25 protein-coding genes and 1 pseudogene are annotated in these 26,916 nt (G+C 70.8%); 8 read left to right on the top strand and 18 right to left on the bottom strand.

The window, feature by feature from the left end:
* Positions 1–71: 71 nt before the first annotated feature.
* Positions 72–2,912: an excinuclease ABC subunit UvrA gene (gene uvrA, locus ACIBP6_RS12320; protein ID WP_397051423.1), complete on the bottom strand. Its 2,841-nt coding sequence runs from the start codon at positions 2,910–2,912 to the stop codon at positions 72–74.
* Positions 2,913–3,128: 216 nt separating this feature from the next.
* Between uvrA and ACIBP6_RS12325 the strand changes: the two genes are divergently transcribed.
* Together ACIBP6_RS12325 and ACIBP6_RS12330 are read left to right on the top strand one after the other, a co-directional pair.
* A complete protein-coding gene (locus tag ACIBP6_RS12325; protein ID WP_397051425.1) occupies positions 3,129–3,926 on the top strand; it encodes a maleylpyruvate isomerase family mycothiol-dependent enzyme in 798 nt (265 codons plus the stop codon).
* Positions 3,923–4,579, top strand: coding sequence for an MBL fold metallo-hydrolase (locus ACIBP6_RS12330; RefSeq protein WP_397051427.1), 657 nt, complete (start codon positions 3,923–3,925; stop codon positions 4,577–4,579). Before ACIBP6_RS12325 ends, ACIBP6_RS12330 begins: the two co-directional genes overlap by 4 nt.
* A gap of 24 nt (positions 4,580–4,603) precedes the next feature.
* On the opposite strand, the gene ACIBP6_RS12335 is transcribed toward ACIBP6_RS12330, so the two are convergent.
* From ACIBP6_RS12335 to ACIBP6_RS12395, 13 genes are all read right to left on the bottom strand, one after another.
* Positions 4,604–4,882 (bottom strand): hypothetical protein, encoded by a 279-nt coding sequence (locus ACIBP6_RS12335; protein WP_397051429.1) that lies wholly within the window; start codon positions 4,880–4,882, stop codon positions 4,604–4,606.
* Between the two features lie 50 nt (positions 4,883–4,932).
* Positions 4,933–5,784, bottom strand: a complete 852-nt coding sequence (gene pssA / locus ACIBP6_RS12340) for a CDP-diacylglycerol--serine O-phosphatidyltransferase (protein WP_132620558.1) — start codon at positions 5,782–5,784, stop codon at positions 4,933–4,935.
* Entirely contained in the window at positions 5,771–6,382 is a 612-nt protein-coding gene (locus ACIBP6_RS12345; RefSeq protein WP_397051431.1) for a phosphatidylserine decarboxylase, read from the bottom strand. Before ACIBP6_RS12345 ends, pssA begins: the two co-directional genes overlap by 14 nt.
* A 139-nt stretch (positions 6,383–6,521) precedes the next feature.
* Positions 6,522–7,505, bottom strand: a complete 984-nt coding sequence (locus ACIBP6_RS12350; protein WP_397051433.1) for a TerC family protein — start codon at positions 7,503–7,505, stop codon at positions 6,522–6,524.
* Between the two features lie 193 nt (positions 7,506–7,698).
* The gene (locus tag ACIBP6_RS12355; RefSeq protein ID WP_397051435.1) at positions 7,699–8,757 is read right to left on the bottom strand and encodes a glycosyltransferase family 4 protein; all 1,059 of its coding nucleotides are present in this window, start codon (positions 8,755–8,757) and stop codon (positions 7,699–7,701) included.
* 236 nt (positions 8,758–8,993) lie between these two features.
* Entirely contained in the window at positions 8,994–10,598 is a 1,605-nt protein-coding gene (gene murJ / locus ACIBP6_RS12360; protein ID WP_397051437.1) for a murein biosynthesis integral membrane protein MurJ, read from the bottom strand.
* A 76-nt stretch (positions 10,599–10,674) separates the two neighbouring features.
* The gene (locus ACIBP6_RS12365; protein ID WP_397051439.1) at positions 10,675–11,538 is read right to left on the bottom strand and encodes a hypothetical protein; all 864 of its coding nucleotides are present in this window, start codon (positions 11,536–11,538) and stop codon (positions 10,675–10,677) included.
* A gap of 1 nt (position 11,539) precedes the next feature.
* The gene (locus ACIBP6_RS12370) at positions 11,540–12,520 is read right to left on the bottom strand and encodes a copper transporter (protein ID WP_397051441.1); all 981 of its coding nucleotides are present in this window, start codon (positions 12,518–12,520) and stop codon (positions 11,540–11,542) included.
* Positions 12,517–13,713, bottom strand: coding sequence for a putative cytokinetic ring protein SteA (gene steA / locus ACIBP6_RS12375; protein ID WP_132622322.1), 1,197 nt, complete (start codon positions 13,711–13,713; stop codon positions 12,517–12,519). The genes ACIBP6_RS12370 and steA overlap by 4 nt, the downstream gene beginning before the upstream one ends.
* Positions 13,714–13,787: 74 nt before the next feature.
* Entirely contained in the window at positions 13,788–15,497 is a 1,710-nt protein-coding gene (gene recN / locus ACIBP6_RS12380) for a DNA repair protein RecN (protein ID WP_397051443.1), read from the bottom strand.
* 90 nt (positions 15,498–15,587) lie between these two features.
* Positions 15,588–16,487 carry an NAD kinase gene (locus tag ACIBP6_RS12385; RefSeq protein WP_397051445.1) on the bottom strand — a complete coding sequence of 300 codons (900 nt, stop codon included), beginning with the start codon at positions 16,485–16,487 and terminating at the stop codon, positions 15,588–15,590.
* Entirely contained in the window at positions 16,484–17,296 is an 813-nt protein-coding gene (locus tag ACIBP6_RS12390) for a TlyA family RNA methyltransferase (protein ID WP_397051447.1), read from the bottom strand. Before ACIBP6_RS12390 ends, ACIBP6_RS12385 begins: the two co-directional genes overlap by 4 nt.
* The gene (locus tag ACIBP6_RS12395; RefSeq protein ID WP_397051449.1) at positions 17,293–17,508 is read right to left on the bottom strand and encodes a hypothetical protein; all 216 of its coding nucleotides are present in this window, start codon (positions 17,506–17,508) and stop codon (positions 17,293–17,295) included. Before ACIBP6_RS12395 ends, ACIBP6_RS12390 begins: the two co-directional genes overlap by 4 nt.
* Positions 17,509–17,633: 125 nt before the next feature.
* Between ACIBP6_RS12395 and ACIBP6_RS12400 the strand changes: the two genes are divergently transcribed.
* Positions 17,634–17,981, top strand: a complete 348-nt coding sequence (locus ACIBP6_RS12400; RefSeq protein WP_397051450.1) for an SCP2 sterol-binding domain-containing protein — start codon at positions 17,634–17,636, stop codon at positions 17,979–17,981.
* Positions 17,982–18,065: 84 nt separating this feature from the next.
* Here the strand turns inward: ACIBP6_RS12400 and ACIBP6_RS12405 are convergent, their stop codons facing one another.
* Positions 18,066–19,037, bottom strand: coding sequence for an HAD-IIA family hydrolase (locus tag ACIBP6_RS12405; RefSeq protein WP_397051452.1), 972 nt, complete (start codon positions 19,035–19,037; stop codon positions 18,066–18,068).
* Positions 19,038–19,117: 80 nt separating this feature from the next.
* Here ACIBP6_RS12405 and ACIBP6_RS12410 point away from each other — a divergent pair, with 80 nt between their 5' ends.
* Positions 19,118–19,558 (top strand): TipAS antibiotic-recognition domain-containing protein, encoded by a 441-nt coding sequence (locus tag ACIBP6_RS12410; RefSeq protein ID WP_397051454.1) that lies wholly within the window; start codon positions 19,118–19,120, stop codon positions 19,556–19,558.
* An 87-nt stretch (positions 19,559–19,645) separates the two neighbouring features.
* On the opposite strand, the gene ACIBP6_RS12415 is transcribed toward ACIBP6_RS12410, so the two are convergent.
* Positions 19,646–20,023 (bottom strand): tetratricopeptide repeat protein, encoded by a 378-nt coding sequence (locus ACIBP6_RS12415; protein ID WP_397051456.1) that lies wholly within the window; start codon positions 20,021–20,023, stop codon positions 19,646–19,648.
* Positions 20,024–20,196: 173 nt separating this feature from the next.
* On the opposite strand from ACIBP6_RS12415, the pseudogene ACIBP6_RS12420 reads away from it, so the two are divergent.
* Positions 20,197–20,394, top strand: a pseudogene (locus ACIBP6_RS12420) (DUF1015 family protein); the annotation flags it as partial.
* Between the two features lie 276 nt (positions 20,395–20,670).
* Positions 20,671–21,801: a DUF1015 family protein gene (locus ACIBP6_RS12425; RefSeq protein WP_397051527.1), complete on the top strand. Its 1,131-nt coding sequence runs from the start codon at positions 20,671–20,673 to the stop codon at positions 21,799–21,801.
* A gap of 1,945 nt (positions 21,802–23,746) precedes the next feature.
* Here the strand turns inward: ACIBP6_RS12425 and ACIBP6_RS12430 are convergent.
* Positions 23,747–24,160, bottom strand: a complete 414-nt coding sequence (locus ACIBP6_RS12430; protein WP_397051458.1) for a single-stranded DNA-binding protein — start codon at positions 24,158–24,160, stop codon at positions 23,747–23,749.
* A 109-nt stretch (positions 24,161–24,269) separates the two neighbouring features.
* Between ACIBP6_RS12430 and ACIBP6_RS12435 the strand changes: the two genes are divergently transcribed.
* Positions 24,270–25,196, top strand: a complete 927-nt coding sequence (locus tag ACIBP6_RS12435; protein WP_397051460.1) for an MBL fold metallo-hydrolase — start codon at positions 24,270–24,272, stop codon at positions 25,194–25,196.
* A 64-nt stretch (positions 25,197–25,260) separates the two neighbouring features.
* Here the strand turns inward: ACIBP6_RS12435 and ACIBP6_RS12440 are convergent, their stop codons facing one another.
* The gene (locus ACIBP6_RS12440; RefSeq protein WP_397051462.1) at positions 25,261–26,433 is read right to left on the bottom strand and encodes a tetratricopeptide repeat protein; all 1,173 of its coding nucleotides are present in this window, start codon (positions 26,431–26,433) and stop codon (positions 25,261–25,263) included.
* Positions 26,434–26,571: 138 nt separating this feature from the next.
* On the opposite strand from ACIBP6_RS12440, the gene ACIBP6_RS12445 reads away from it, so the two are divergent.
* A partial coding sequence (locus tag ACIBP6_RS12445) for a hypothetical protein (protein WP_397051464.1) occupies positions 26,572–26,916 on the top strand: 345 nt, incomplete at its 3' end.

A 26,916-nucleotide genomic window follows, 5' to 3' on the forward strand; every position in this document is an offset into this window, starting at 1 on the left:
GCCGTGGCCCGTCTCCGCTCCACTCCGGCGCGGAGACGGGCCACGTGCCCGTCAGAGGCGGCGAGCGGCCGTCACAGGGACAGGATCTTCCGCAGGAAGCGTCCCGTGTGGCTCTCGTCCACCAGCGCGATCTCCTCCGGCGTGCCGTTGGCGACCAGCGTGCCGCCGCGCGCCCCGCCCTCGGGACCCATGTCGATGACCCAGTCGGCGGTCTTGATGACGTCGAGGTTGTGCTCGATGACGATCACCGTGTTGCCGCCGTCGACCAGCCGCCCCAGCACGCCGAGCAGCCGCCGGATGTCCTCGAAGTGCAGGCCGGTGGTCGGCTCGTCGAGCACGTAGACCGTCCGCCCGGTCTGCCGCCGCTGCAGCTCGGAGGCGAGCTTGACGCGCTGCGCCTCGCCGCCGGACAGCGTCGTGGCCGGCTGCCCGAGGCGTACGTAGCCGAGCCCCACGTCGTGGAGCGTCTGCAGGTGGCGCTTGATCGCGGGGATCGCGTCGAAGAAGCCCAGCGCCTCCTCGATCGGCATGTCGAGCACCTCGGAGATCGTCTTGCCCTTGTAGTGGACCTCCAGCGTCTCCCGGTTGTAACGGGCGCCGTGGCAGACCTCACAGGGGACGTAGACGTCCGGCAGGAAGTTCATCTCGATCTTGATGGTGCCGTCGCCCGCGCACGCCTCGCAACGCCCGCCCTTGACGTTGAAGCTGAAGCGCCCCGGCTGGTAACCGCGCACCTTCGCCTCCGCCGTGGCCGCGAACAGCTTGCGGACGTGGTCGAAGACCCCGGTGTAGGTGGCCGGGTTGGAGCGCGGGGTGCGGCCGATCGGCGACTGGTCGACGTGGACCACCTTGTCGACCTGGTCCATGCCGTTGATCCGCGAGTGCCGGCCGGGCACCGTGCGGGCGCCGTTGAGCTCCTTGGCAAGCGCGTTGTAGAGGATGTCGTTGACCAGCGTCGACTTGCCCGACCCCGACACGCCCGTGACCGCGGTGAACACGCCCAGCGGGAAGTCGATGTCGACGCCCTTGAGGTTGTGCTGGCGCGCGCCCTTGACGGTGATCTGCCGCTTCTTGTCGCGCTTGCGGCGCTGGGCGGGGATCGGGATGCTCCTGCGCCCGGACAGATACTGGCCGGTGATGGACTCCTCGCTGGTGAGGAGGTCCTGCACGGTGCCGGAGACGACCACCTGGCCGCCGTGCTCGCCGGCGCCGGGCCCGATGTCGACCACCCAGTCGGCCGCGGCGATGGTGTCCTCGTCGTGCTCGACGACGATCAGCGTGTTGCCCATGTCGCGCAGCCGGACGAGCGTGTCGAGCAGGCGCATGTTGTCGCGCTGGTGCAGGCCGATGGACGGCTCGTCCAGCACGTAGAGGACGCCGACCAGGCCGGAGCCGATCTGCGTGGCCAGCCGGATGCGCTGCGCCTCGCCGCCGGCGAGGGTGGCGGCGGCGCGGTCCATGCTCAGGTAGTCGAGGCCGACGTCGAGCAGGAAGCCCATGCGGGCGTTGATCTCCTTGACCACCTGCTCGGCGATCTGCATGTCGCGGTCGGACAGCTTGAGCGCGGCGAGGAACTTCGCGCACTCGCCGATCGACATGGACGACACCTCGGCGATCGACTTGCCGGCGACCGTCACCGCGAGGCTGACCGGCTTGAGCCGGGCCCCCTTGCAGGCCGGGCACGGGATCTCCCGCATGTAGCCCTCGAACCGCTCGCGCGCGGAGTCGCTCTCGGCCTCGGCGTGCCGGCGCTGCACCCACGGGATGACGGGGGTGAACGTCGTGTAGTAGGAGCGTCTGCGGCCGAAGCGGTTGCTGTAGCTGACGTGAACCTGCTCGTCGTGGCCGTACAGCAGGGCCTTCTGGGCCTTCTTCGGCAGCTTCTCCCACGGCGTGTCGAGGGTGAACCCGACCGTGTGGCCGAGCGCCTCGACCAGCCTGGTGAAGTATTCGCTGGCGTGGCCACCGGACCACGGGTGGATCGCGCCCTCGGCGAGCGTGCGCTCGGGGTCGGGCACCACCAGATCGGGATCGACCTCCATCTTCGTGCCCAGGCCCGTGCACTCGGGACAGGCGCCGAACGGCGAGTTGAAGGAGAACGAACGCGGCTCCAGCTCCTCGAACGACAGGTCGTCGTAGGGGCAGTAGAGGTGCTCGGAGTAGAAGCGCTCGCGGTTGGGGTCGTCTTCCGGCAGGTCGACGAACTCGAGCGTGATCGTGCCGCCGGACAGCTGCAACGCCGTCTCGACCGAGTCGTTGAGCCTGCGTCGCGCCGACTCCTTGACCGACAGGCGGTCGACGATGACCTCGATGTCGTGCTTCTCGTACTTCTTCAGCGTCGGCGGCTCCTCCAGCCGGACGACGGTGCCGTCGACCCTGGCCCTGGCGTAGCCCTTGCTCTGCAGCTCACGGAACAGCTCGCCGTACTCGCCCTTGCGGCCCCTGATGACCGGCGCCAGCACCTGGAACCGGGTGCCCTCCTCCAGATCCATCACGCGGTCGACGATCTGCTGCGGCGACTGCCTGGCGATCGGACGGGCGCACACGGGGCAGTGCGGCTTGCCGATGCGCGCCCACAGCAGCCGCAGGTAGTCGTAGACCTCGGTGATCGTGCCGACGGTGGAGCGCGGGTTCTTGCTGGTGGACTTCTGGTCGATGGACACGGCCGGCGACAGGCCCTCGATGAAGTCGACGTCGGGCTTGTCCATCTGGCCGAGGAACTGGCGGGCGTACGCCGACAGCGACTCGACGTAGCGCCGCTGCCCCTCAGCGAAGATCGTGTCGAAGGCCAGGCTCGACTTGCCTGAGCCGGACAGGCCGGTGAAGACGATCAGCGAGTCTCGCGGCAGGTCGAGCGAGACGTCCTTGAGGTTGTGTTCTCGTGCACCACGCACGATCAGGCGGTCTGCCACGGCGATCCCGGAGGTCAAAAGGCGGATAGGTCCACGGGGGATGGTAGACGGGGGCTCCGACAGTTTCGGGCCGGCGCCGACTCCGTCCGCCGAGAACCCGTCCCTCTCAGCGTACGGCCATCTCCCGCCGTGCCAGGAGCCCTTCAACGTTCAACCTCCTGACCTGGAGTTTTATGTCCCTAGGCCAATTCACCTTAAACGATGAAATATCGAGGTATGACCGTTTTGCCGAGGCTCCAGGATGAGCTGACCCGCGCCACGAACCGGTTTCTGGCCACGGCCGCCGCCCTCTCCGACACCGACCTCACCGCCCCGTCCCTCATGCCCGGCTGGACCAGGGGGCACGTCCTCGCCCACGTCGCCGGCACCGCCGATTCCCACCTGAACCTCCTCGCCTGGGCGAGGAGCGGCGTCCGCACCCCCCAGTACGCCTCGTACGCGGCCCGCGCCGCCGAGATCGAGGCCGGATCCACCCGATCCGCCTCCCAGCACCTGGCCGCGCTGGAGGACGGCGCCGCCCGCCTGGCCGCCGCCATCCGCGACCTGCCCGAGCACGCCTGGTCCGCGCAGGTGGAGGGCATGCGCCCGCCGCCCCATCCCGCCTGGTACGTCCTCGTACGCCGCCTGCGAGAGATCGGCCTGCACCACGTGGACCTGGCCGCCGGGTACGGCCCCGCGGACTGGCCGCAGGCGTTTGTGCGCCGGGAGCTGCACGACTGCCGCAGGTCGTGGCCCCGGGAACGCAGCACGGTGAGCGAGGTCGTGCTCATGGACAACGGCCGGGAGGTCGAACGGTGGCGCGACCTCGGCCCCGGCCCGGCGATCGCCGGCGCGCCCGCCGACATGCTGGCCTGGCTCACCGGCCGCTCCGGTGGCGAGGGGGTTAGGCTGGTGCCAGTGGGGCGATCGTGCACACCGGGCCCCGGGGGCGCACGCCTTCCAGAGCCGCCACCGTGGCTGACGATGCCGGCCCCCGCTGATCTGCCCGCGACGCCCACAGAGGACTACCCATGACGTACACAGGTGACGTCCAGGTCGGCGGTCCCGCCGACGTGCGTGAGCTGCCGGCTCTGACCATCTGCAAGCTCGCCGTCGGCCCGTTCGACAACAACGCCTATCTGCTGCGCTGTACCGCCACCGGTGAGGGCCTGCTCATCGACGCCGCGGCCGAGGCCGACCGGCTGCTCGCGCTCATCGCCGACCAGCCGGTCCGCTCGATCGCCACCACCCACCAGCACGGCGACCACTGGCAGGCGCTGGAGCAGGTCGCCAAGGTCACGGGAGCCGAGGTGATCGCCCACCCGCTCGACGCCCCCGCGCTGCCGGTGCCGGTCGCCCACCCGGTCGAGCACGGCGACACGATCGGCGTCGGCGAGGTGAGCCTGGAGGTCATCCACCTGCGGGGCCACACGCCGGGCTCGATCGCCCTGCTGTACGACGGCGGGCCGGCCGGCCTCCACCTGTTCACCGGCGACTCCCTGTTCCCGGGCGGCGTCGGCAACACGCAGAAGGACGCCGAGCGCTTCACCCAGCTCTACACCGACGTGGTGGAGCGGATCTTCGACCGCCTGCCCGACGAGACCTGGGTCTACCCGGGCCACGGCAAGGACACCACCCTGGGCGCCGAGCGCCCGGCCCTTCCGGAGTGGAAGGCCCGGGGCTGGTAGAAACCGCGAGCGCCCGCCGGGCGATCACCGGCGGGCGGTCAGCACGTGCACGATGCGCTCGGCCGCGAGGGCGGGGTCGTCGGCCGGTCCGACCGGGTCACCCCACGACCACCGGTAGAACCACCCCTCGGCGAGCGGCACGCAGTCGATCGTCTCGGCGAGCATGATCGTGCCGTCCGGATCGCTGATGCGCAACGCGGGCGGATACGGCCGCAAGGCGGCCGTCAGCCCGCGCTGCTCCAGCTCGGCGGCCAGTTTGCCGAGGTAGTACGTGCGCGTGTGCTCGCGCGGCGTAGCTGACATGGATCCATCAAAGCCGAAATATGCCGAAAAATCCCGCCGGCAGGGCGTTGTCAGTTGCTGACGTGCTCCACGCCCTCGGCCTCACGGCGCTTGTTGTACTGGCGCTGCTCACGCTTGTAGAAGAGCATCCGCAGCGGAATCGCCGCCACCAGCGCGATCTGCATGGTCGCCCCGATCTTGATCGGCAGGTCGCCGCCTTCGGGCCAGGCCACCCAGAAAGTGAGGAAGGCCACATTGACCATGATCCACCCGAGGACGACCGCCGCGAGCTGCCCCTTGGGCTTCGGGTACTCGATGCGGCTGACCATCAGCCAGGCCACGCCGAGCACGCCCACCAGGGCCCAGATGCTCGGCTGGAACAGCAGCACGATCGAGATCACGCTCATGGCGCCCATCGGAATGGGCAGCCCCATGAAGTCGCCGCTCTTGGTCTTGACGCAGGCGAATCTGGCCAGGCGCACGACACCGGCCACCAGCACGGCCGCCGCCGCGACGAGCACCGCCGCGAAGGGGACCCTGTCGCTGAAGCCCATGCCCCAGATCACCACCATGAAGGCCGGCGCGAACCCGAAGCTGATGACGTCGGCCAGGTTGTCGAGCTCGGCGCCCATCGCGGAGGCGCGGAAGCGCCGGGCCACGAGGCCGTCGAACAGGTCGCACGTGGCGCCGATCAGCAGCAGCACGATGGCGGTGGCGAAGTAGCTCGGGTCCGGTGTGAACCGGCCGGGCGCGACCTGGAGTTGCTGGATCGCGGAGTAGGCCAGGACGCACACCGCGAGGAAGCCGCAGACGGCGTTGCCCAGCGAGAGCGAGTCGGCGGCCGACAGGCGGAACGCCTTGCCGACGGGCCCACGAGGCTCTTCGTTCTCCGCCTGCCAGCTGCCGGCGTCAGCCGTGGTCAATTCTGGTCACCCCCGCAACCGTCTTCTCGCCCACGGACACCGCGGGAGAGATGCCTTCGGGAAGGTAGATGTCGACCCGCGAACCGAACCGGATGAGCCCGATGCGCTCGGCCTGCGCGACCTTCACGCCCGCGTTCACGTACGGCACGATCCTGCGCGCCACGGCGCCCGCGATCTGCACCATCTCGATGTCGCCCAGCGCGGTCTCGAAATGCCACACCACGCGCTCGTTCTGGTCGCTGTCCTTGTTGAACGCCGGCAGGAACCCACCTGCCACATGCTGCACGGAGGTGACATTTCCCGCAAGAGGGGCACGGTTGACGTGCACGTTCAGCGGGCTCATGAAGATGGCGATCCTGGTGCGCCCGTCCGGCCACGGATCGATGCTCTGCACCACGCCGTCGGCGGGAGACAGGATGCGCCCCTGGCCCGCGGTGCGGTCGGGGTCGCGGAAGAACCAGAGCATGGCCCCGGTGAGCGCGCTCAGCGGCACCGCCGCGAGCGCCCATCGACGGTCTCGGCGCGTCAGCAGCGCGGTGGCGACCGTCGTGGCCGCCGTCGGGAGGAGCCACGGGGAGACCCCCCGTGCGAGCCTCATGCGGCTCGGCTTGGCAGAATCGTCTGACACGTACAACCTTATGGTGGTGACTGGACTAGGCGCTTTGCCGCGCTGTTACGGAACCAGTAACTATTACACGGCCTAACTACACAAGCAAAGCGCCCTGAGGTCCATTTCGCTAGACCTGTTCCGGTTGCGTCTCCTCGCCCTTGCGCATGTCGATGCGGGCTTTGATCAGGCTGGCCACGGTGGTGATGACCATGGTGGCGCCGATGACCGAGAGCGACACCCAGATGGGAATGGCGGGCGCCCAGGAGACATGGCTGGCATGCAACGCCTCCAATACGAGCTTAACCCCGATGAACCCCAGGATGAACGCCAAACCATAGCTGATGTAGACCAGTCGCTGCAGCAGACCGCCCAGCAGGAAGTAGAGCTGACGCAGTCCCATCAGGGCGAACGCGTTGGCGGTGAAGACGATGAACGGGTCCTTCGTCAGGCCGAAGATCGCCGGAATCGAGTCGAGCGCGAACAGCAGGTCGGTGCTGCCGATGGCGACCATCACGATGAGCATCGGCGTGACCATGCGCTTGCCGTCGACCTTGACGGTGACCTTGGAGCCGACGTAGCCGTCGGTGGTGGGGAAGGCCCTGCGCACCCAGCGCAGCACGATGTTCTCGTTGAACTCCTCGTCGTCGCCCTTGAGGTGGTCGCGGACGATGGTGATCGCCGTGTAGACGAGGAACGCGCCGAAGACGTAGAACAGCCAGCTGAACCGCTCGAGCGCGGCGGCGCCCAGCGCGATGAAGATGCCTCGCATCACGAGCGCGAGCAGGATGCCGACGAGCAACACCTTGTGCTGGTAAGCCCGTGGGACCGCGAACCGGCTCATGATGATGAGGAAGACGAAGAGGTTGTCGATACTGAGGCTGTATTCGGTGATGTAGCCGGCGAAGAACTCTCCGGCCTTCACACCCCCGACCGTCATCCACAACACCACTCCGAACGCCACGGCGAGGGCGACGTAGAACGTCACCCAGTAACTCGCCTGACGCATGGAGAATTCTCGGGCTTCGCCTCGGTCGACGATCCACAGGTCGATCGCGAGGACAAGGAGGAGACCGCCGATGACGACGATCCAGGCCCACAAAGGTTCGTTCACTCAACCCTCCGGCATGCGCGGTTCATAGCCGGAGGTCTCTCCCGCCCGCGAGAAGCGGCGAGCCGGCAGCCCCGGGGGCCCCATGGGGCGGGGCTGCACCGTGATGACGAGGCTGTCGCGAAGGGATACTCCCCTCCCTAACCCCGGCAGTATATGAGAACGCATCGACCCCACCTAACCGCCGGGTGGCGCGCTACCGCTGATAGACCGCGAGCACGCTCTCCACGACGTCGTCGCCGCCGGGCATCTCCCTGCCCCGCCGCGCCGCCGCCGCGGCCAGTCTTTCCGTGGTCGCGGCGTCCGTCAGCAGCGTCCGTACGGCCGCGCGGAACCCTTCGGCGTCGCCGTACGGCACCAGAATTCCAGCATCTGCCAAGATTTCCGGAATGCCGCCCACGTCGGAGGCGATGGCCGGAGTACCGGTCATGAGGGCCTCCCGCAGGGTGAGCGGCTGTCCCTCCCACCGGCTCGGCATCACCAGCGCGACAGCGGCCCCGAGCAGGTCGGGCACGTCGTCGCGGTTGCCCAGGAGCATGACGGGAAGTCGTTCGGCGTCGATGCGGCGCCGCAACTCCTCGCGCAGCGGCCCCTCTCCCGCGACCGCGAACAGCGGCGCGCCGGCGCCCGGCCATGGCCCGGCCGCGACGTCGAGCAGCGTCTCCAGCCCCTTCTGCTGGGCCAGCCGGGCGACGGTCAGCAGGAGGGGGCGCTCCCCGGCGCCCAGGTCGTCCTTGACCTCCTGAGGCGTGCGCCTGGCCGGCGGCGGCACGGGCGCGGCCACCAGCGCGGCGCGCACGTCACGGGCGCCGAGCCGGGTCATCCGCTCGCCGAGGTCGGGCGAGACGACCAGCACGCGCCCGGCCCGCCGGGCCACGATCCGCTCCAGCGCGCCGTAGACGAACCCCACGAAACCGCCCGCCGTCAGCGCGTTGTGCAGCGTCACCACGGGCCCGCGGCGCCCGAGCGCGGTCAGCGCCCCGGCGCGCAACCCGTGGGCGTGCACGACGTCGGCGTCACGCGTCAGCCGCCGGATGGCCAGCACCGCGCGCAGGTCGCCGAGGGGCTGCGGCCGGTCGGACACGGCCACCTCGGCGAAGACCGCCCCCGCCGCCTCGAACCGGAACCGCTCCTCCACGCTGCGCGGCCCCGCCACGACCACCCGATGCCCGCGCCGTAGGAGCCCCTCGACCAGCATCAGCACATGCCGCCCCGTCCCACCGGACGTCGTCCCCAGCACAAAGGCCACCCGCACAACCCACTCCTTCCTCAGCCGACCCCTCGGGCCCGCACACCGACCACCCGACCGCTCGCGCCGCACACCGACCACCCGACCGCTCGCGCCGCACACCGACCACCCGACTCCTCGCGGCCGCACATCGACCAACCGGCCGCTCGGGCCGCACACCGACCACCCGACCGCTCGCGCCTGCACACCGGCCAACCGGCGCTTGCGACACCGGCCGGCCGGCCGCTCGGGGCGCACACCGTTCAGCCGGAGGCGCCGCGGCGCAGCAGCGCGGTAAGCGCGGCCGCGTCGGGACGGTCGGCCAGCGCAACCACCGCGGCCCCCACGCCCAGCGCCACGACGGCGGCCAGCACGGTCGCGCCCGCGCTGGGCCACACCCCGCTCGGCCCGAGCAACGCCACCACGCCGGCCCCCGCCAGATAGCCCAGCAGCCCCCCGGCGGCGCAAGCGCCGACGGCCCGCGGCAGCCCGGCCACGGCCGCGCGCCCCCGGGCCCGCACCACGGACCCGAGCAGCAGCGCGCCACCCACGCTCATGCCGACGCTCATCCCGAGCGCCATCCCGCCGATCTCCCACGCGTCGGGCAGCACCAGCACGAACACCGTCTGCGCGACCATCACGACGATCCACCCCGCGACGGTCCCGGTGGCGACGGCCCGCCCCCGCCCGGCGGCGTACAGCACCCGGCTGAGGTGGGCGATGAGCCCGTAGCCGAGCAGCCCGGGGGCGAACAGCGCGATCGCCGCCGCCAGCTCACCCGCCGGCACGTCGCTCTTGCCCGCCAGGAACACCACCGCGCCGGGCCCGGACGCGGCCGCCAGCACCCCAGCGGAGAGGCCCGACACCAGCACCACGGCCCGGGTCGTGCGCGCCGCGAGCGCCGAGAACGCCGCGGGCTCCCCCACCTGCGCGGACAGCCGGGGAAAGGCGCTGGTGGCGATCGGCACGGCCAGCACTGCGTACGGCACCAAGTAGATCGCCCACGCGTAGTTGTAGGCCGCGAGGGCACCGCTGCCGATCGCCTGGTTGGCCAGCAGCACCACCACGACCATGGCCGCCTGCTGGGCCAGCAGCGCCGACACGCCCGCCAGCGCGAGCCTGCGCACCCGGACCGCCACCCCGTCGGGGAAACGCAGGGTGGGCCGCCATCGCAGCCCCAGCCGCCCGACGGGCCCGAGCACGGCCAGCACCAGGGAGAGCACGCCCAGGCTCGTCCCGACCGACAACGCCAGCTCGGCGGGCTGTGGCAACTCGCCCGGGACCCTCTCCCCGCCGCTGAGCGGCACGAACAACAGGTAGGCGACGATGACCACGATGCTCGACACCAGAGGCGCGACCGCCGGCCCGGCGAAGCGCTTGTGCGACTGCAGCACGCCGTAGAGCACCACGGCGACGCCGTACAGGGGGATCTGGGGGGCGAAGACGACGAGCATGCGGGTGGCGACGGCGCTCATCGGGGCGAGGTCGCAACCTTCCACGCCCGAGCCGAAGAGCAGCCCGGTGACCGGCCCGGCGAGCACCGCGACGAGCACGCCCAGCGGCACGAGCACGACGACCACCCAGGTGAGCAGCGCCGAGCCGATCCGGCCGGCCCGCTCGCGCGCGCCCTCGTCGGCCGCCCCGGCGAGCACGGGCACGACCATCCCCGCCAGCGCACCCCCGGCGACCACCTCGAAGACGATGTTGGGGATCTGGTTGGCCGTCATGTAGGCCGTGGCCAGGCAGTTGGTGCCGACGGTCTGGGCGAAGGCGTACTGCTTGGCGAAGCCGGCGACGCGCGCGAGTATGGTGATCGCCCCGATGAGCATCGCCCCGCCCGCGACGCCCCGCGCAGTCACCACTCCCATCGGGCCTCCAGAAAGCCGCCGACGTACGCTGACGCAGACATCCTGGCAGGCCGGGCCGACAATCGCGGCCGGCGGGTCACACAGGGTCGGCCGGGCGGCGGCCGAGCATGTCGATCCGGTCGAGCACGGGGTTGCCGGCGATGACCTTGGTGAAGCTGACCTTCTCGGCGGCGGCGGTCAGCGCCACGACGGTGCCGAGCACGGCGTACCGGCCGGGTCTGCCGAGCCTGGTCACCGCGGCCAGCCCGAGCAGCGCGCCGAGGGAGTTGGCGCCGGCGTCGCCGAGCATCGCGCGCTCGCCGAGGTCGTCGGGCAGCAGCGCGGCGGCGGCGCCCAGCGGGACGGCGGCCAGCGCCGCGGCGGCGGGCGAGCCGCGCAGGACCGAGGCGGCCAGCAGCGGCCCGCCGGTGAGCAGAGCCACCTTGATGGCGCGGCCGGGACGCAGGTCGAAGAGGTTGGCGAGATTGGCGGCGCCCGCGATGGTGGCGCCGTTGACCAGAGTGTCGACGGGCCCCTCGGACACCAGCGCGGCCGACAGGAGGCCGGTGGCGCCGATGCCGAGGATCTTGACGGCGCCGCTGGTGACCTCGCCGCGGGCGAGCGCGCTCAGGTGGCCCTTGAAGCCCTTGGAGTCGGTGGTGCCGTAGAGGTCGTCGTAGGCGCCGAGCGCGCCGCTGCCGGCCCCGGCGAGCAGCGCGGCGGCGCGTACGCGACCGGGCAGGCCCGGCGCGAGGGCGGCGGCGGCTCCGGATCCGGCGACGAACGCTGGCCCCTCCAGCAGGGTGAGGGGCTCGCCGCGGTGGTTCTTCCGCGTCCAGCGGCTGCTCAGATCGGCCTGCCGGTTACGGGTGAACCCGGCGTAGGCCGCGCGGGCGGCGACGGCGCCGATGGCGGCGCCGGCGAGGGCGTAGAGGAGGCCACGGGCCCGGCTGGCAGGCATGTCAGCTCCCGGAGTCACTGGTGGTGGGGGACGGAGACGGGGTCGCCGGCGGCGGCATGGGCGCCGAGGCTCCCGGGCCCACGCCGTACTGGCCGGCGCGACCGCTCAGCTGCTCCCGCAGAGAGTAGACCATGACGACGCGGCCCAGCGGCATGTCGACGATGTCGACCGTGGACACGCGCTTGGAGACCTCGCCCTCGTCGCGCAGGGCGCTGATCACGTCGCCGGGCATGGCGACGGGCGGCACGATGCCCGCCAGCACCGTGCCGCGCCCGGCCGCGTCGAAGCCGTCGGCGACCGCGACGAGGGCAGCCGCCTGCACCTCGGCGCCCTCCCCCTCGTACGGCCGCTCGGGCGCGAGCATCACCGCGAGCGTGGCCCGCTCGTCCGCATCGCCCTCGACGCTGAGCAGGCCGCCGGCCTCGAACGTGCTGAGCACGTCGCCGGCGGCGGCGTTGGGCGTGCCGGCCTGCGCCGGGTCGGTCGTGACGAGCGCGGAGGCGAGCAGCGTGGACGCGCGCCCCCAGCTGGTGCCCGTGGGCGGGAAGATCATGTTGACCGGCTTGAGCTGGTTGACCAGGCCGTCGAGCACGCCCACGCCCTTGGGGTCGAGGAACTTCTCGGTCAGCGTGACGCGCCCGGAGATCTCGGCGCCCGCCTGGTCGAGCACCTTCTCGGCCGACTCGCGTACGGCGGTGCTGGAGCCCGGCGTCTCGATGAGCAGCACCCGCTGGCCGGTCAGGTCGCCCGCGACGAGCTCGGGCGTCGCGGAGTCGATGAACGCGTCGTTGCCCGCCTGGCGGCCCTGCAGCGTGTCGATCTCCACGCGCAGCTCCTCCTTGGTCTTGGTGAGCTGCGCGGTCATCTCCTGGGCGGACCTGACCGCGGGCTCCTCCAGGAGCGTGGTGCCCAGCACGATGCCCACCGCCAGGGCCAGGAAGATGGCGACGATGGAGACGAGGTGGTAACGAAAATCGATCACGAGAAGAGTCCGACCAGCCAGAAGATGAACGCGTTCCAGACGTCCTGCAGGCCGTTCAGCCAGGTCTGGCCGAGTGGCGACAGGGAGAGCGCGACGCCCATGGTGATCAGCGCGGTGATCACCAGCAGGAGCAGCTGCGAGGTGGTGATGCGGCTGCGGTAGAGCCTGCTCACGCCCTTGGCGTCGATGAGCTTGCTGCCGATGATCAGCCGGGTGAGGAAGGTGCTCGCCATGCCGGCGCGGCCCTTGTCGAGGAACTCCTCCAGGGTGCCGTGGGTGCCGACGGCGACGATCAGCTCGGCGCCCTTGTCGTCGGCGAGGAGCATGGCGATGTCCTCGCTGGTGCCGGTGGCGGGGAAGATCACCGCTTCGCGGCCGAGCTGGTGGACGCGTTCGAGCCCGGGCGCCCTGCCGTCGCGGTAGGCGTGCACGACCAGCTCGGCGCCGCAGGTCAGGGCCTTGGTGGAGACGGAGTCGAAGTCGCCGACGATGACGTCGGGCAGGTAGCCCGCCTCCAGCAGGGCGTCGGCCCCTCCATCGACGCCCACCAGGACGGGACGGTATTCGCGGATGTAGGGGCGCAGGGTGGCGATGTCTTCTTTGTAGTGGTATCCGCGCACCACGATGAGGACGTGCCGGCCCTCCATGGAGGTGCGGATCTCAGGGACGCCGACCCCGTCGATGAGGAGCTTGCCCTCGCCGCGGACGTATTCCATCGTGTTGACGGCGAAGGCCTCGATCTGCACCGCGAGCCCGGCGCGCGCCTCGGCCATGGCGGCATCGACGGTCTCGGGCGTCTGCTCGACGCCCTTGCCGACCACCTCGTCGTCGAGGTGGACGACGCCGTCGCAGACGCGCACGACGTCGCCGTCCTTGACGCGTTCGAAGAGCTCCGGGGTGGCGTGGTCGACGAACGGTACGCCGGCTTCGATCAGGATCTGCGGCCCCAGATTGGGGTAGCGCCCGCTGATGCCCGCGGCGACGTTGACCACCGCCGCGGCTCCGCATGCGACAAGAGCCTCCGCGCTGACCCGGTCAACGTCAACATGGTCGATAATCGCTATTTCTCCGGGCTGGAGGCGTTTTGTCAGCCTCTTGGTGCGCCGGTCGATTCTCGCCACTGCCGTTATACCGGGAAGGTCACCGACCTTCCGCCCACGGAGGCCCGGCATCTTGCTTCCGGGAACCTTCATCAACGACCATCCTGCCAGAGCCAAACGGCGCGCAGGCCACGCATTACGCGGCGTGTCCACTATGTCACCCGCAATCACCTGTCGGCTGCCGCCAGTCCCAGCAGTTCCTCGGCGTGCGCCCGGCCCAGTTCGGAGTCCTCGAGGCCGGCGAGCATGCGCGACAGCTCGCGTACGCGACCCTCGTGGTTGAGCGTGACGACGCCGCTGCGCACGACGCTGCCGTCGCTCGCCTTCTCGACCACGAGATGCTGGTCGGCGAAGGCCGCCACCTGCGGCAGGTGGGTGACCACGATCACCTGCGCGGTGCGGGCCAGCCGGGCGAGCCGGCGCCCGATCTCGACCGCCGCCTTGCCGCCGACGCCGGCGTCCACCTCGTCGAACACGAACGTCGGCACGGGATCGGCGCCGGCGAAGACCACCTCGATCGCGAGCATCACGCGGCTCAGCTCGCCACCGGAGGCGCCCTTGTTGAGCGGCAGCGGCGGCGCGGCGGGATGGGCGGCCATGCGCAGCTCCACCTCGTCGCGGCCCTCCGGCCCGAAGTCCTCGCTCTGGCTCAGCTGGACGACGACCCGGGCGTGGGGCATCGCGAGCGCGGTCAGCTCCTCGGTGACGGCGCGACCGAACCGCTCGGCGGCGGCCTGGCGCACCTTCGTCAGCTCGGCGGCCAGCTCGGTGAGCCGGGCCGTCAGCTCTTCGTACTCGCGGGCCAGCTCCTCGATGCGCTCGTCGTCGCCTTCGAGCTCGATCAGCCGGGCCGCCGCCTGCTGCGCCCACGTCAGGACGGCCGTGGTGTCCTCGCCGTACTTGCGGGTCAGGCCCGACAGCACCGACCTGCGCTCCTGCACGGCCGCCAGCCGGGCGGGATCGGCCTCGACGGACTCGGCGTACGCCGCCAGGTCGGTGGCCACGTCGGAGATCAGATAGCCGGCCTCGGCCAGCCGGTCGGCCACCCCGGCGAGCTGAGCGTCGAAGTCGCGTACGGCCTCCACCGCGGCCCGCGCCTCCCCCAGCAGCGAGACGACGTCGTGAGGGCCGCTCGCGGCCTCCATCGGGTCGCCGAGCAGCGCGGTGTGCGCGCTCGTCGCGGCGTTGCGCAGCGCGTCGGCGTGTGAGAGACGTTCTTCCTCGGCTCGCAGCTCGGTGTCCTCGCCCGCCTTGGGGTCGACCTTCTCGATCTCCTCCAGGCCGAAGCGGAGCATGTCGGCCTCCTGCGTCCGCTCCCTGGCCCGGGTGGTCAGCTCCTCCAGCAGCGCGGCGACCTGCTTGTGCCGTTTGTACGCCTGCGTGTAGGCCCGCAGCGGCTTGACCAGCGCGTTGCCGGCATAGCGGTCGAGCGCGGCGCGCTGCCTGGCCGGCTGCAGCAGCCGCTGCTGGTCCATCTGCCCGTGCACGGCGACCAGGTCGTCGGCGAGGTACGTCAGCGTGCCGACGGGCACCGATCTCCCGCCCAGCCACGCCCTGGACCTGCCCTCGGCGGAGACGGTGCGTGAGATGATCAGCTCGCCGTCCTCGATCTCGCCGCCGATGTCCTCGACCTGCTGGGCGACGCGACCGCCGGCCTCGATGACGAGTGTGCCCTCGACGCTCGCCCGGTCGGCTCCCGGGCGGATGCGCGAGGGATCGGCCCGGCCACCGAACAGCAGGCCGAGCCCGGTGACGACCATCGTCTTGCCCGCGCCGGTCTCGCCGGTGACCACGTTGAAGCCCGGGGATAGCTCGAGCACGGCCTCGTCGATGACGCCGAGCCCCTGGATGCGGACCTCCTCGACCCTTGGTCGCACTGCCCACTCCCGTTCACTGCCGTGTCTGACGCCGCTGCCCGCGCGGCCCGCCATGCCCACGTGATCCTACGCGCTCTCCTGTCCATTCACTCAGGGTCGCGCCCTTCCGCGCCAGCCCTGAACAGGTAGCTCGAACTTGGCGACCAGCCGGTCGGTGAACGGCGCGCCCGTGCTCTCCACTCCGTGCAGGCGGGCCAGGCGGACGGGCTCGGCGCCCCTGCGCACCTCGACCCTGGAGCCCGGCGGAAGCTCGAACCTGCGGCGCCCGTCGCACCACAGAACGCCGCGCGGCGTGTCCGGCAGGATCTCGACGGCCAGCGTGGAGCACGGCGAGACCACCATCGGCCGGTCGAACAGCGCGTGCGCGCTGATGGGCACCATCAGCAGTGCTTCCACCTCGGGCCACACGACCGGGCCGCCGGCGGAGAACGCGTACGCGGTCGAGCCCGTCGGAGTGGCGCAGATCACGCCGTCGCAGCCCCAGCGGGACAGCGGCCGCCCGTCGATCTCGGCGACCACCTCCAGCATGCGCCCCTGCTTCTCCACGGTGACCTCGTTGAGCGCCCACGTGTCGGCCAGCACCCTGCCGTCGTGCCGGGCGATGACGTCGACCGTCATGCGCTCCTCGACGTCGTAGCGGCCCGCCACGACGTTGTCGACGGCCGCGGCCAGGTCGGCCACCTCGGCCTCGGCCAGGAAGCCGACGTGGCCGAGGTTGACGCCCAGCAGCGGCGTGCCCGTCGATCTGGCGAGCTCGGCCGCGCGCAGCAACGACCCGTCGCCGCCGAGCACGAACATGACCTCGGCGTCCTTGGCCGCGCTCGCGTCGGCCGGGACGGCCTCGGCCTCCGGGCAGCCGATCTCGCCGGCCTCGGTGTCGAGCACCCTGACGGCGATGCCCGCCTTGACCAGCCGGTCGATGACCAGCCGGGCGCTGTCGACGGCGGCGGCGCGCCCGGTGTGCACGGCGACCAGCACGGTGCGTTTCATTGCGGCCCTTCCGCGACGGCCCGCTGGATCTCGGCATCGAGGTCGGCGACCGGCGGCTCGCCCTCACCCTTGCCGAGCCACAGCAGGTATTCGACATTTCCCGACGGCCCGGGCAGCGGGCTCGCGGTGACGCCGCGCACGGTCAACCCCAGCTCGACGGCCTTGGCCGCGGCATCGCGCACCGACCGTGCCCGCAGCTCGGGATCGCGGACGACGCCGCCCGCCCCGACGAGGTCCTTGCCCACCTCGAACTGCGGCTTCACCAGCATCACGAAGTCGGCTCTCGGCGCCGCGACCGCGGCCAGCGCGGGCAGCACGAGCCGCAGAGAGATGAACGACAGGTCGCCCACGACCAGCGTGGGCGGCTCGCCGACCATGTCGGGGGTGAGGTCGCGCACGTTGACGCGCTCCATCACGGTCACCCGCTCGTCGTTGCGCAACGACCAGGCGAGCTGGCCGTAGCCGACGTCGACGGCCAGCACATGGCCGGCCCCGCGGCGCAGCAGCACGTCGGTGAACCCACCGGTGGAGGCGCCCGCGTCCAGGCAGCGGCGGCCCTCCACCGACAGACTTTTGAACGCCTCCAGCGCGCCGAGCAGCTTGTGCGCTCCGCGCGAGACGTAGTCGGGGCCGTCGTCGGAGGCGGCCACGACGATGGCGGCGGCGGTGTCGACCTGGGTGGCGGGCTTGCGGGCCCGCTGGCCGCCCACGCTGACCCGCCCGGCCTCGATGAGCTGGGCGGCCTGCTCGCGCGACCGGGCCAGGCCGCGGCGCACGAGCTCACTGTCGAGACGGATCCTGCGGCTCACGGGCGCTCCGGGACCCCCGCGTCCGTGAGCCGCCCCGCCGTCGTATGCTCGCCCTGCGCGTCGTCCACTGCAGCGAGCGTGCTCTCCAGCCCGGAGAACGCCTCCTCGAAGACGGCCACGTGCTCGCTCACGGGCAGCTCGCCCAGCCGGGCCAGGCCGGCGACGATGGCGTCGACCCGCGCGTCCGCGGTCTCCTCGGGCAGCTCACTCATGACTCGACCGTAACGCCTCCCGCGAGCGCCCGGGACCTCGGCAGGCGTGTCACGCGTTGGAGGTCATACGGGGGTGCTACTCATGTGGAACGCTACCCTCCGCAAAGGGAAGAAAGGATATGCAAATGGCAAGCGTCGAGGAGTGCCGGGCGGCACTGGTCAAGCTCGTCGCCCAGTTCGACGAGATCGACCATGAGGATCGTGCCAAGCACGTGGTCGAGCGCACGGTCAGCTGCCGGGTGTCCGACCTCGACGTGACCTTCTACGGCCGGCTGCACCACGGAGGGCTCGACCCGTTCTCGGAGCAGCCGCCGCCGGACGGCAAGGCCGCCGACGTCAAGCTCACGATCCTGAGCGACGACCTGATCGCGCTGGTCGACGGGGAACTGGACCTGGCACGCGCGCTGCTCGGAGGGCGGGTGAAGGTCGACGCGAGCTTCGGCGATCTGATGCGCCTGCGCCGGCTCATCTGACGTTCTTCAGCGACGGGCGAAACCTCTTCAGCGAAGGGCGTCCTTCCCCTCCCCACCCCGGCCGGCCGGAGGGCCGTGCGAAGATCACCCGATCCGGTCGAGCACCGGCTTGACCGCGTCCCCCTCGATACGTCCCTCACCGGCCGCCGTCCATGCGGCGTCGCAGGCCGCCCTCAACCCGTCGATCCGGCTGCCGTCGCCGTCGAGCCGCAGTGTCCCGTCCTTCCAGCCGGCCCGCCATCCGCCGCAGGCGCCGTCGCGGACCTCCGGATACGGCAGGAGCAGCGCCCCCAGGTCCTCCCCGATGTACGTCGGCCGGTGGCGGGGCTCCGCCGTCAACACGTCGGTCGCCGTCGCCACCCCGGTCAGCACCAGCAGGCTCTCGACGCCCGCGTTGAAGGCCCCTTCGATGTCGGTGTCCAGCCGGTCGCCCACGACCAGCGGCCGGCGCGCGCCCGTGCGGATCATCGACTCGCGGTGCAGCGGCGGGTCGGGCTTGCCGGCGTAGACGGGTTCGACGCCGGTGGCCACGGCGATCACGCTGACCAAGGCCCCGTTACCCGGCAGAATCCCCCGCCCGCTCGGCAGCGTGCTGTCGCGGTTCGCGGCCACGAACAGCGCCCCGTGCCGTACCGCCAGCGCCCCCTCGGCCAGCAGCCCGTACGCCAACCCCGGCGCGAACCCCTGCACCACCGCCACAGGGGACTCTGCGGCCGTGGACACCGGACGCAGCCCCAGGTCGCGTACCGCCAGCCGCAGCCCCGACCCGCCGACCACGAGCACGTTCGCGCCCGGCGCAACCCGCTCGGCCACCAGCCGGGCGGCGGCCTGCGCGGAGGTCACCACGTCGGCGGCGGTCGCGGGCGCGCCGAGCTCCCGCAGGTGCTCGGCGATGGCCGCCGGCGTGCGGGAGGCGTTGTTCGTCACGTACGCCAGCCGCGCCCCGCGCCGGCGGGCCTCCTCCAGCGCGGCCGGAGCGCCGGGCACCGCGTGGCTGCCCAGATAGACCACGCCGTCGAGGTCGAGCAGCAGGGTGTCGTAGCCGTCGATCAGCACAGTCCCTCTTCCCGGTTGACTCTCACGCCGCGTGAGACTTTAGCGTCGCCGTCGTACCCACCTACAGGAAGGATCCGGTCATGTCCGCACACGTCAACCTGTCGGCCGAGGAGCGCGCGGAACTGTTCGGCGGCTTCGACCCGGACGAGCACGCGGCGGAGGCCGAGCGGCGCTGGGGCGGCACCCAGGCGTGGGCCGACTCGGCGCGGCGCACGGCGTCGTACACGAAGGAGGACTGGCAGCGCTTCCTGGCGGAGGCGGCCGGCATCTCCGCACGCATGGCCGAGGCGATGCGGGCGGGGCTGCCCGCCGACGGCGGGCAGGCCATGGACCTGGCGGAGGAGCACCGCGCCCACATCACGCGCTGGTGCTACGAGTGCACGTACGAGATCCACCGCGGCCTCGGTGAGATGTACGTCACCGATCCCCGCTTCACCGCCTCCATCGACGCGACGGCTGCGGGACTGGCCGAGTACTTCCGCTCCGCCATCATCGCCAACGCCGTCCGTCACCAGGGCTGACTTCCCACAGGCTTCCTCCGTTCCGCCTCGCCGAGCGGAGCGGGTGCGCCTGTGGTGAACCCGCATGTCATGTCTCAGGGACCACCATCACATCTCACGGCGCGCGCGCAATGTGGCGCGAACGCTCCGCAACGCCGACACGTAATGGCGTTCGTCCGGGCGCATGGCCACGGCGATGGCGAGAGGCTCCTGGGCCCCCTCCACGTCTCCCGTGCGCCACAACGACAATCCCAACCCGAAGTAGGCATAGTCCTCGGCCGGATTGAAGTCCACGATCTGCCGGAAGCTGGCCGCGGCCTCCGCGTACTGCCGGGAGTTGAACTGGGCCCGGGCCAGCGCCTCCAGGATGCTCCGGGACTCGGGCTCGGCCGCCGCGGCGCGTTCGAGCAGGGCCGCCGCGGCGGCCGGACTGCCTTCCTGGAGCAACTTGACCCCACGCTGGTACCAGTCGTAAACGCCGCCCATGGGAGCGCCCGAGCTTTCACCGTGAACGTTTTGATCTTGACACATGTGGGAGGACTCCTTCATCGCTGCTACGGCGACCCCCGCCCCGCCCTGACTGCCGGGACGGCACGACTGCGACCACAACCACGGGGCGACTTCCGGAAGACACAAGCACTTATGGGAGCATGCCCGGTATGGGGACTCCTGAACTGCCGGTGCCGGATGGACTGGTGCTACGGCCCTTCCGAGGCGTGCGTTTCGCTGTCGAAGATCCCGCCAAGGTGACCTCCCCGCCGTACGACCTGATTTCGGACGCCGACGTAGAGGTCCTCCTCGACTCCCACCCGAACAATGTCGTCCGGCTCATCCTTCCCCGCTCCCCCCAAGAGACCTCCGACGACCCAGCGCGTCCGACACCCCCAGATGCGCACCCGAAACGGCACGCGCAGGGGGAAGCCGCACAGGACGCACCTGCGGAACCCGCACGGGACGCGAGGGGGGAAGCCGCACGGGACGAACACCCGGAAGCCGGACAAGACGGAGACACGGTCGCCACACAGGGCACACACGGGTCATCCCACCCAGCCCCTGACGCAACGCCCGCATCCCGACCCGCTCCCAGCGCGACAACGGCGTTCCGCCCTGCCCCGTCGTCGTCGACCGGCGAGGTGCCGCTGCAGAGCCGCTACACCGAGGCACGCGACACCCTGAGGGCGTGGCTGGGCTCCGGCGTCCTCGCGCCCGACCCCGAGCCTGCACTCTACGTGTACGAGCAGAGCGGCCCCGGCGTCCTGCAACGCGGCCTGATCGGCGACGTCGGCCTCGTGGACCCGGGCGAGCACATCGTCCTGCCCCACGAGGACGTCGTTCCCGGCCCCATCGCGGACCGGCTCGCCCTCATGAGCACCACCCAGGCCAACCTCGAACCCATCTTCCTCCTCTACGAGGGCGGCGACGGCACCGCCACCCGGCTGGTCGACGAGGTGGCGTCGACGCGCACCCCTCTCGTCTCGGCCCACACCGAAGACGGCCTCACCCACCGTCTCTGGGCGATCACCGACCCGGCCGAGATCGCCGCGATCAACGCCGATCTCCACGACCGCCAGGCCCTGATCGCCGACGGCCACCACAGATACGCGACGTACCGCGTCCTCCAGCGTCAGGAACGCGTCACCCGCCACGCCTCACGACCGCCTGCCGAACGCCTTACGCCCTCAGGCGACGTCCCGCTGGGCCCCTGGGACTTCGGGCTGGCCTTGCTCGTGGACTCCGCCGCGTACCCGCCCGACCTCAAGGCGATCCATCGGGTCATCCCGGGCCTCCCCCTCGAAGAGGCGGTCGCCAGAGCCAAGGGAGCCTGGCGCGTCCAGGACTACTCGGAGCTCGCCTTGGGCCTGACCGCCCTGGAAAGAGCCCAGGAGCCCGCGTTCCTGCTCGCCGGAGCGGACGGTGCGCACCTGCTCACGGACCCCGACCCCGTGCAGCTCGCCCGCGCCATGCCGGCCGACCATTCCGACCGCTGGAACTCGCTCAACACCTCCATCCTCAGCGAATTCGTGCTCCCCGTGGTCTGGGGCATGCGCGACGACGAGCACGCCGTACGCATCGTGCACCACGACACCGAAGCGGCAGTGCGCCTGGCCCGCCACACGGGAGGCACCGCTGTCATCCTCAAACCGCTCGCGGTCGAGGACGTCCTGGCGGTCGCAGCCGGTGGCGAACGAGTCCCCCGCAAGTCCACCTCCTTCGGCCCCAAACCACGAACCGGCCTCGTCCTCCGCACCTTCGCCATCGACTGACCACCGCCACGGCCCCACAGCAGAACAGCTGTGTCAGGCATGACGAAGACCGTGCCTGACACACCGGGGGCTGCGACGGCACCCGTCTGGCTTGCCGTAGCACGAAGCTGCGGCTACTTGGCGCCGTGCGTCAGAGCAGCGTCCGGCCTCCCGGGTGGAGAGGGGTCGCGCCGACTCGACTGACGGAAGCGTGCATTGCGCGGAGACGGCCTGGCCCGTGCGACCGCTCCCCGCACACATGAGGCGACCCAGAGACGGACGGCCGGCGGCCGGACCATCACGGCCCCTGCCGCCGCTCCTCACAACCCGACGGCAGGCGCCGAACCTGCCGACCCACAACACCCCCGCCCATCAACGTCGACGTATCACACATCAACCACGAGCAGGCTCCCGCTGCCGAGGAAAGCGCCTGACAAGCCGGGCTCAACCTGGCGTGAACCGGTGCATACTTGCGCCACTGGGATCCAACAGAAACGTGCGTTCACCTGGTGATCACACACCCACAAGCGCGCACGAGCCCCTACTGGCCGCAGCCAAGCGCATTGACAGGCGCCGCACCTGCCGACCCACAACACCCCCGCCCATCAACATCGACGTACCACGCATCAACCACGAGCAGGCTCCCGCTGCCGAGGAAAGCGCCTGACAAGCCGGGCTCAACCTGGCGTGAACCGGTGCATACTGGCCACTGGGATCCAACAGAAACGTGCGTTCACATGGTGATCACACACCCATAAGCGCGCACGAGCCCCTACTGGCCGCAGCCAAGCGCATTGACAGGCGCCGCACCTGCCGAACGTCGACCGCCCGACCATCGACGTCGATGCCGACGTGCCATGCGTCAACCCGAGTACACCACCACCTCCCGCAGCCGGCAGGGCAAGTTGCCGACGGGCCGGCTTGGCCTGTGGCAAGCCGCAGCCGCGTGCATGCCCTGGGGTGTCAGAGTCGTAGGCGTTGCATGTTGATCGCATCGACAGAAGCGACGTACGAGCCCGACCGGCGACCAGTCGTATTGACAGACGCCCTACCCGTCCACCGACAACTGCCGCCCATCGTCCGGCGCCCATGGCGCGCACCAATCACGAGCACGCCACCAGCTCTCCCGCTGAGGAGAAGGCAAGCCTGCCTCATCTGTGGTGAGCCCTCGGATGCGTACAGGCCTCCGGGATGCGTGACAGCCTTGCACCCGGCAAGGTGATCACGTCCACGGAAGCGACGCACGAGATCCCGGCCACAGGCTGACTCTTTGACAGGCGCCGTACCTGTCGGCAGGCGCCGTACCTGTCGGCCCGACAACAGCCGCCTATCGGCCCCGCACCGACAGGACACGCATCGGACCACGCGTACGTCAGCAGCTCCCGCCCCTGCGGGAAGGTTGCTGCCAGGCTCGCTTTATCTGTGGTCAATCAGCCGCTGCGTACAGGCCCCTGGGGCGTACCAGAACATGGGATACATGGTGATCACACCCCCAGAAGTGACGTACGAGTTCAGCTGGTCGCAAACTGGCATGTCGGCAGGCGGCGTGCAGCACCACACATCAGGAGCGCTGCAGTCAAGACATGCACCCGCGCTCAGGTGAGATGAGGACGGCCATCGCGCGAAGCTGCGGCAGGCGTGCAATTCAAGATCGAAGGACGTCATGGCCGCGGGCAGCCGTGTGACACCTGGGCAGTGGCCGCGCAGTGAATCAGAACCGTCAGCTGAAGGGATCGGTGAAAAGCATGGTCGAAGCGCTGGCGCCGAGCCGAGGCCGACAGCCGGTGCGGTGCCGCTACGGCCAGCGCAGTGACCAACGTGACGGCCCCCGAACAGACTGGGTGACACACGTGCGGTCACCGCTTCATCGCCCGGCAGGAGATGGCCCCCGGGTCGTGTCACATGTGCCCGTACGGCGTGACCGGCCCGCACGGGCACGCGAGACGAGCGCGAACCCGGTGAAGTCTCAGGCGGTAGCCGCCAGGTACGCCACCTGCCGGGGTATCAGGACGGCAGCCACTTCACCTCCGCCCGGCTTGTCCGTGGGATCGTCGGGCTCAGCCGTTTCCGCCTCGTAAGGCCGCACGGCGCTGACCTCCACCTCGTACCGCCAGATCTTGGCGGCCGACGGGCCGAAGACGCGGCAGCGGAACGCTCCGGTCACCTCGACGTAGTCGCGCGGCTTGAGGTCGCGCACCACTGCCGCGACCTCCGGGCTGAACGTGACGCACGGAATGCTGTCGGTCAGCGCCGCCCCGCGCCGATGACGCCGACGGCGCACGATGATGCGCCACTTCGTCACGGTGTCGCCGCTCGGCAACGGGTGCTCCTCGACCGCCGCCGACAGCCTCCCCACCAGCAAGACCTCGTTTCTGTCCACGGTCGTCCTCCTATCGGTGCTCTGGTGGAGATCACTCTCTACGATGAGGACAAGCCCGGATCGGCCGAACACCGTTCTGGGGATAACGGCTGGACGTTCGGGAGTGCCTGTGGAGAACATCACCGCGCTGGGCGGCGACGTCTACGAAATCGACACCAAGATGGCGGGATACACCGGCATCACAGCGGGTTACCTGATTCTCGGCGACCGGCCTTGCCTGGTGGAGACGGGCACCTCGACCTCGGCCCCCGTCGTCCGCGACGCGATCGCCTCCCTCGGCGTCGGCCCGGACGACCTGGCCACGGTCGTGGTGACGCACATCCATCTCGACCACGCCGGCGGGGTGGGGGACATCGCCAGGTTCTTCCCGTCGGCCCAGATCGTCGTCCACGAGAAGGGCGCCCGCCACCTCGCCGAGCCGTCTCGACTGATGGCCAGCGCACGCATGGTGTGGGGCGACCGACTCGACACGCTCTTCGGCGAACTGTCCCCCACCGAAGCCGAACGCATCGTCGCCCTCGGCGACACCGGCGCCATCGACCTCGGCAACGGCCGCACCCTGAGCAGCCACTACTCCCCGGGCCACGCCAAACACCACGTCGGCCTGATCGACTCCGCCACCGGCGACCTGTACGTCGGCGACGCGGCCGGCGTCTACCTGCCCGAAACGGGCGACCTGCGCCCCGCGACCCCTCCGCCGGACTTCGACCTCGACATCGCACTCGGTTCGATCGCACTGTTCAAGGCGCTGCAGCCGCAGCGCTTGCTGTTCAGCCATTATGGGCCGGTCGGCGCCGTTCAAGAGACCCTTGAACGATCCGCGGAAGAGCTCCGCGTCTGGGTGGACCTCACACGGCAGGCCAAATCCGAGGGCATGGACCTCGACCACGCCGTCGCCATGGTCAGAGACCGCACCAAGGAGCGTTACGCCGCGCTGACGACCGACGAGGGCACGGCCGAGCAGTTCGAGCTGCTGAGCGGGGCGCCCTCCAACGTCGCGGGCATCCTCCACTGGCTCGACCGCGTCTCGCCCTGACCTCATCAGCCCCGGACGCGACTAACCCGCCGTACCACGAAGGCACGGCGGGCTAGTCGGTACGTCAGTCCTCGCTCTTCGGCCGCTTCTGGGCCGTTTCGTCGGGCACGTCCAGTACGTCACCGAAGTTCGGCTCGATGAACGCCGGCGTGATGCCCGGCGTCCCCGCCTGCTCCGCCGGCTTACCCGCGTCCTCGGCGCCACCAACGGTGTCCTCAGCCACCTCGGAGTCGTCCTCGTCGGAGAGGTCCTGGTCGGAGTCGTCCTCGTCGAAGCCGTCCTCGTCGGAGTCGTCGTCGGAGTCGTCGTCGGAGAGGTCCTGGTCGGAGTCGTCGTCGGAGAGGTCCTCCTCAGAGAGGTCCTCCTCGGATTCGTCCTCCAGGACGTCGGCGGAGCCGGTCTCAGACGACGGTTCGCCGGTAGCGACCGGCTCCTCGTCGACGTCGTCGGCCGAGTCCTCGTCCAGAAGCTCGCCGGCCTCGTCGAGGAGCTCCTCGTCAGCCTCGGCAACCTCCCCGGACTCCGCCACACCGACCGATTCGTCCTCGTCGTCGAGGTCTTCCTCGATGTCCTCGATGACGGATCCGGTCAGCTCGGCGTACCGCTCGGCCGCGTCAGTCTCGCCGTCCTCGTCGAACGTCATCGCCCGCTCGAACCAGTCGGCGGCCGCCTCCTGGTGCCCGGCGTCGGCCAGCGCGTCCGCGTACGCGAACGCCAGCCGCGCCGACCAGGGCTTGGGCTGCGGGTCACGCAGCTCAGGCAGGCGCTGCAGCGTGATCACCGCGGCGTCGAACTGACCGAGGTCACGACGGGCGCCGGACTCGACGATGGTCATCTCGATGCGGCCGTCGCGGTCGAGCCGTTCGGCCTCCGGCGAACGTACGAGATCGATGGCCCGCTCCGGCCGGCCCAGACCGCGCTCGCAGTCCGCCATGACGGGCAGATACGAGTCGGAGCCCGTCATCCTCCTGGCCGCCCGCAGATCGCTCAGCGCCTCGGAGTAGTGGCCGGCGCGGTAGGCGACGATGCCCGCGGCCTCGCGTACGACACCGATGCGCGCCGCGAACCTGCGCGCCACCTTCGTGTGCTCGTGCGCCTGCTCGGGGTCGTCGTCCTCCAGCGCCCGCTCAGCGGCGACGAGATGCCGGCCGACCAGGTCGGCGAGGTCACCCGGGAGCGAGCGCAGCTCCTCCAGGACCTCCTTGTCCAGCTCCTCCGCCGTGATGTCGGGCGCCACTTCGGGCAGCCTCTCCCTCTGCGGGGCCTCGGCCTCGTCGCGGTCGGGCCTGCCGTAACGCGCGCGGGTGCCGGAGTCGGGACGCTCCTCACGACCTTCACGTGAGAACGGCCGGGAACCCTGGTACCCGCCCTCACGATGACCGCCGTAACCACCTTCGCGGCGCGGCCTGTCGTAGCCCCCTTCACGACGGGGCCCACGGTCATCGCGGAAACCGCCTTCACGGCGCGGTCCCCGGTCGCCCCCGAAGCCGCCTTCACGGCGCGGACCACGGTCATCCCGGAAACCGCCACCTTCACGACGGGGGCCGCGGTCACCCTGATAGCCCCCACCTTCACGGCGCGGACCGCGGTCACCCTGATAGCCCCCACCTTCACGGCGCGGACCACGGTCACCCTGATAGCCCCCACCTTCACGGCGCGGACCACGGTCACCCTGATAGCCCCCACCTTCACGGCGCGGACCACGGTCACCCTGATAGCC

This window comes from Nonomuraea terrae (assembly GCF_044465245.1).
GTDB classification, from domain to species: domain Bacteria; phylum Actinomycetota; class Actinomycetes; order Streptosporangiales; family Streptosporangiaceae; genus Nonomuraea; species Nonomuraea terrae.

Excerpts from the sequence above, each read along its gene's own strand:
- ACIBP6_RS12385 (WP_397051445.1), bottom strand. The coding sequence starts at position 16,487 with ATGAAACGCACCGTGCTGGTCGCCGTGCACACCGGGCGCGCCGCCGCC.
- steA (WP_132622322.1), bottom strand. The coding sequence starts at position 13,713 with ATGAAGGTTCCCGGAAGCAAGATGCCGGGCCTCCGTGGGCGGAAGGTC.
- ACIBP6_RS12395 (WP_397051449.1), bottom strand. The coding sequence starts at position 17,508 with ATGAGTGAGCTGCCCGAGGAGACCGCGGACGCGCGGGTCGACGCCATC.
- murJ (WP_397051437.1), bottom strand. The coding sequence starts at position 10,598 with ATGGGAGTGGTGACTGCGCGGGGCGTCGCGGGCGGGGCGATGCTCATC.
- ACIBP6_RS12345 (WP_397051431.1), bottom strand. The coding sequence starts at position 6,382 with ATGAGGCTCGCACGGGGGGTCTCCCCGTGGCTCCTCCCGACGGCGGCC.
- ACIBP6_RS12365 (WP_397051439.1), bottom strand. The coding sequence starts at position 11,538 with ATGCCTGCCAGCCGGGCCCGTGGCCTCCTCTACGCCCTCGCCGGCGCC.
- ACIBP6_RS12330 (WP_397051427.1), top strand. The coding sequence starts at position 3,923 with ATGACGTACACAGGTGACGTCCAGGTCGGCGGTCCCGCCGACGTGCGT.
- ACIBP6_RS12335 (WP_397051429.1), bottom strand. The coding sequence starts at position 4,882 with ATGTCAGCTACGCCGCGCGAGCACACGCGCACGTACTACCTCGGCAAA.
- ACIBP6_RS12325 (WP_397051425.1), top strand. The coding sequence starts at position 3,129 with ATGACCGTTTTGCCGAGGCTCCAGGATGAGCTGACCCGCGCCACGAAC.
- ACIBP6_RS12415 (WP_397051456.1), bottom strand. The coding sequence starts at position 20,023 with ATGGGCGGCGTTTACGACTGGTACCAGCGTGGGGTCAAGTTGCTCCAG.
- ACIBP6_RS12410 (WP_397051454.1), top strand. The coding sequence starts at position 19,118 with ATGTCCGCACACGTCAACCTGTCGGCCGAGGAGCGCGCGGAACTGTTC.
- ACIBP6_RS12400 (WP_397051450.1), top strand. The coding sequence starts at position 17,634 with ATGGCAAGCGTCGAGGAGTGCCGGGCGGCACTGGTCAAGCTCGTCGCC.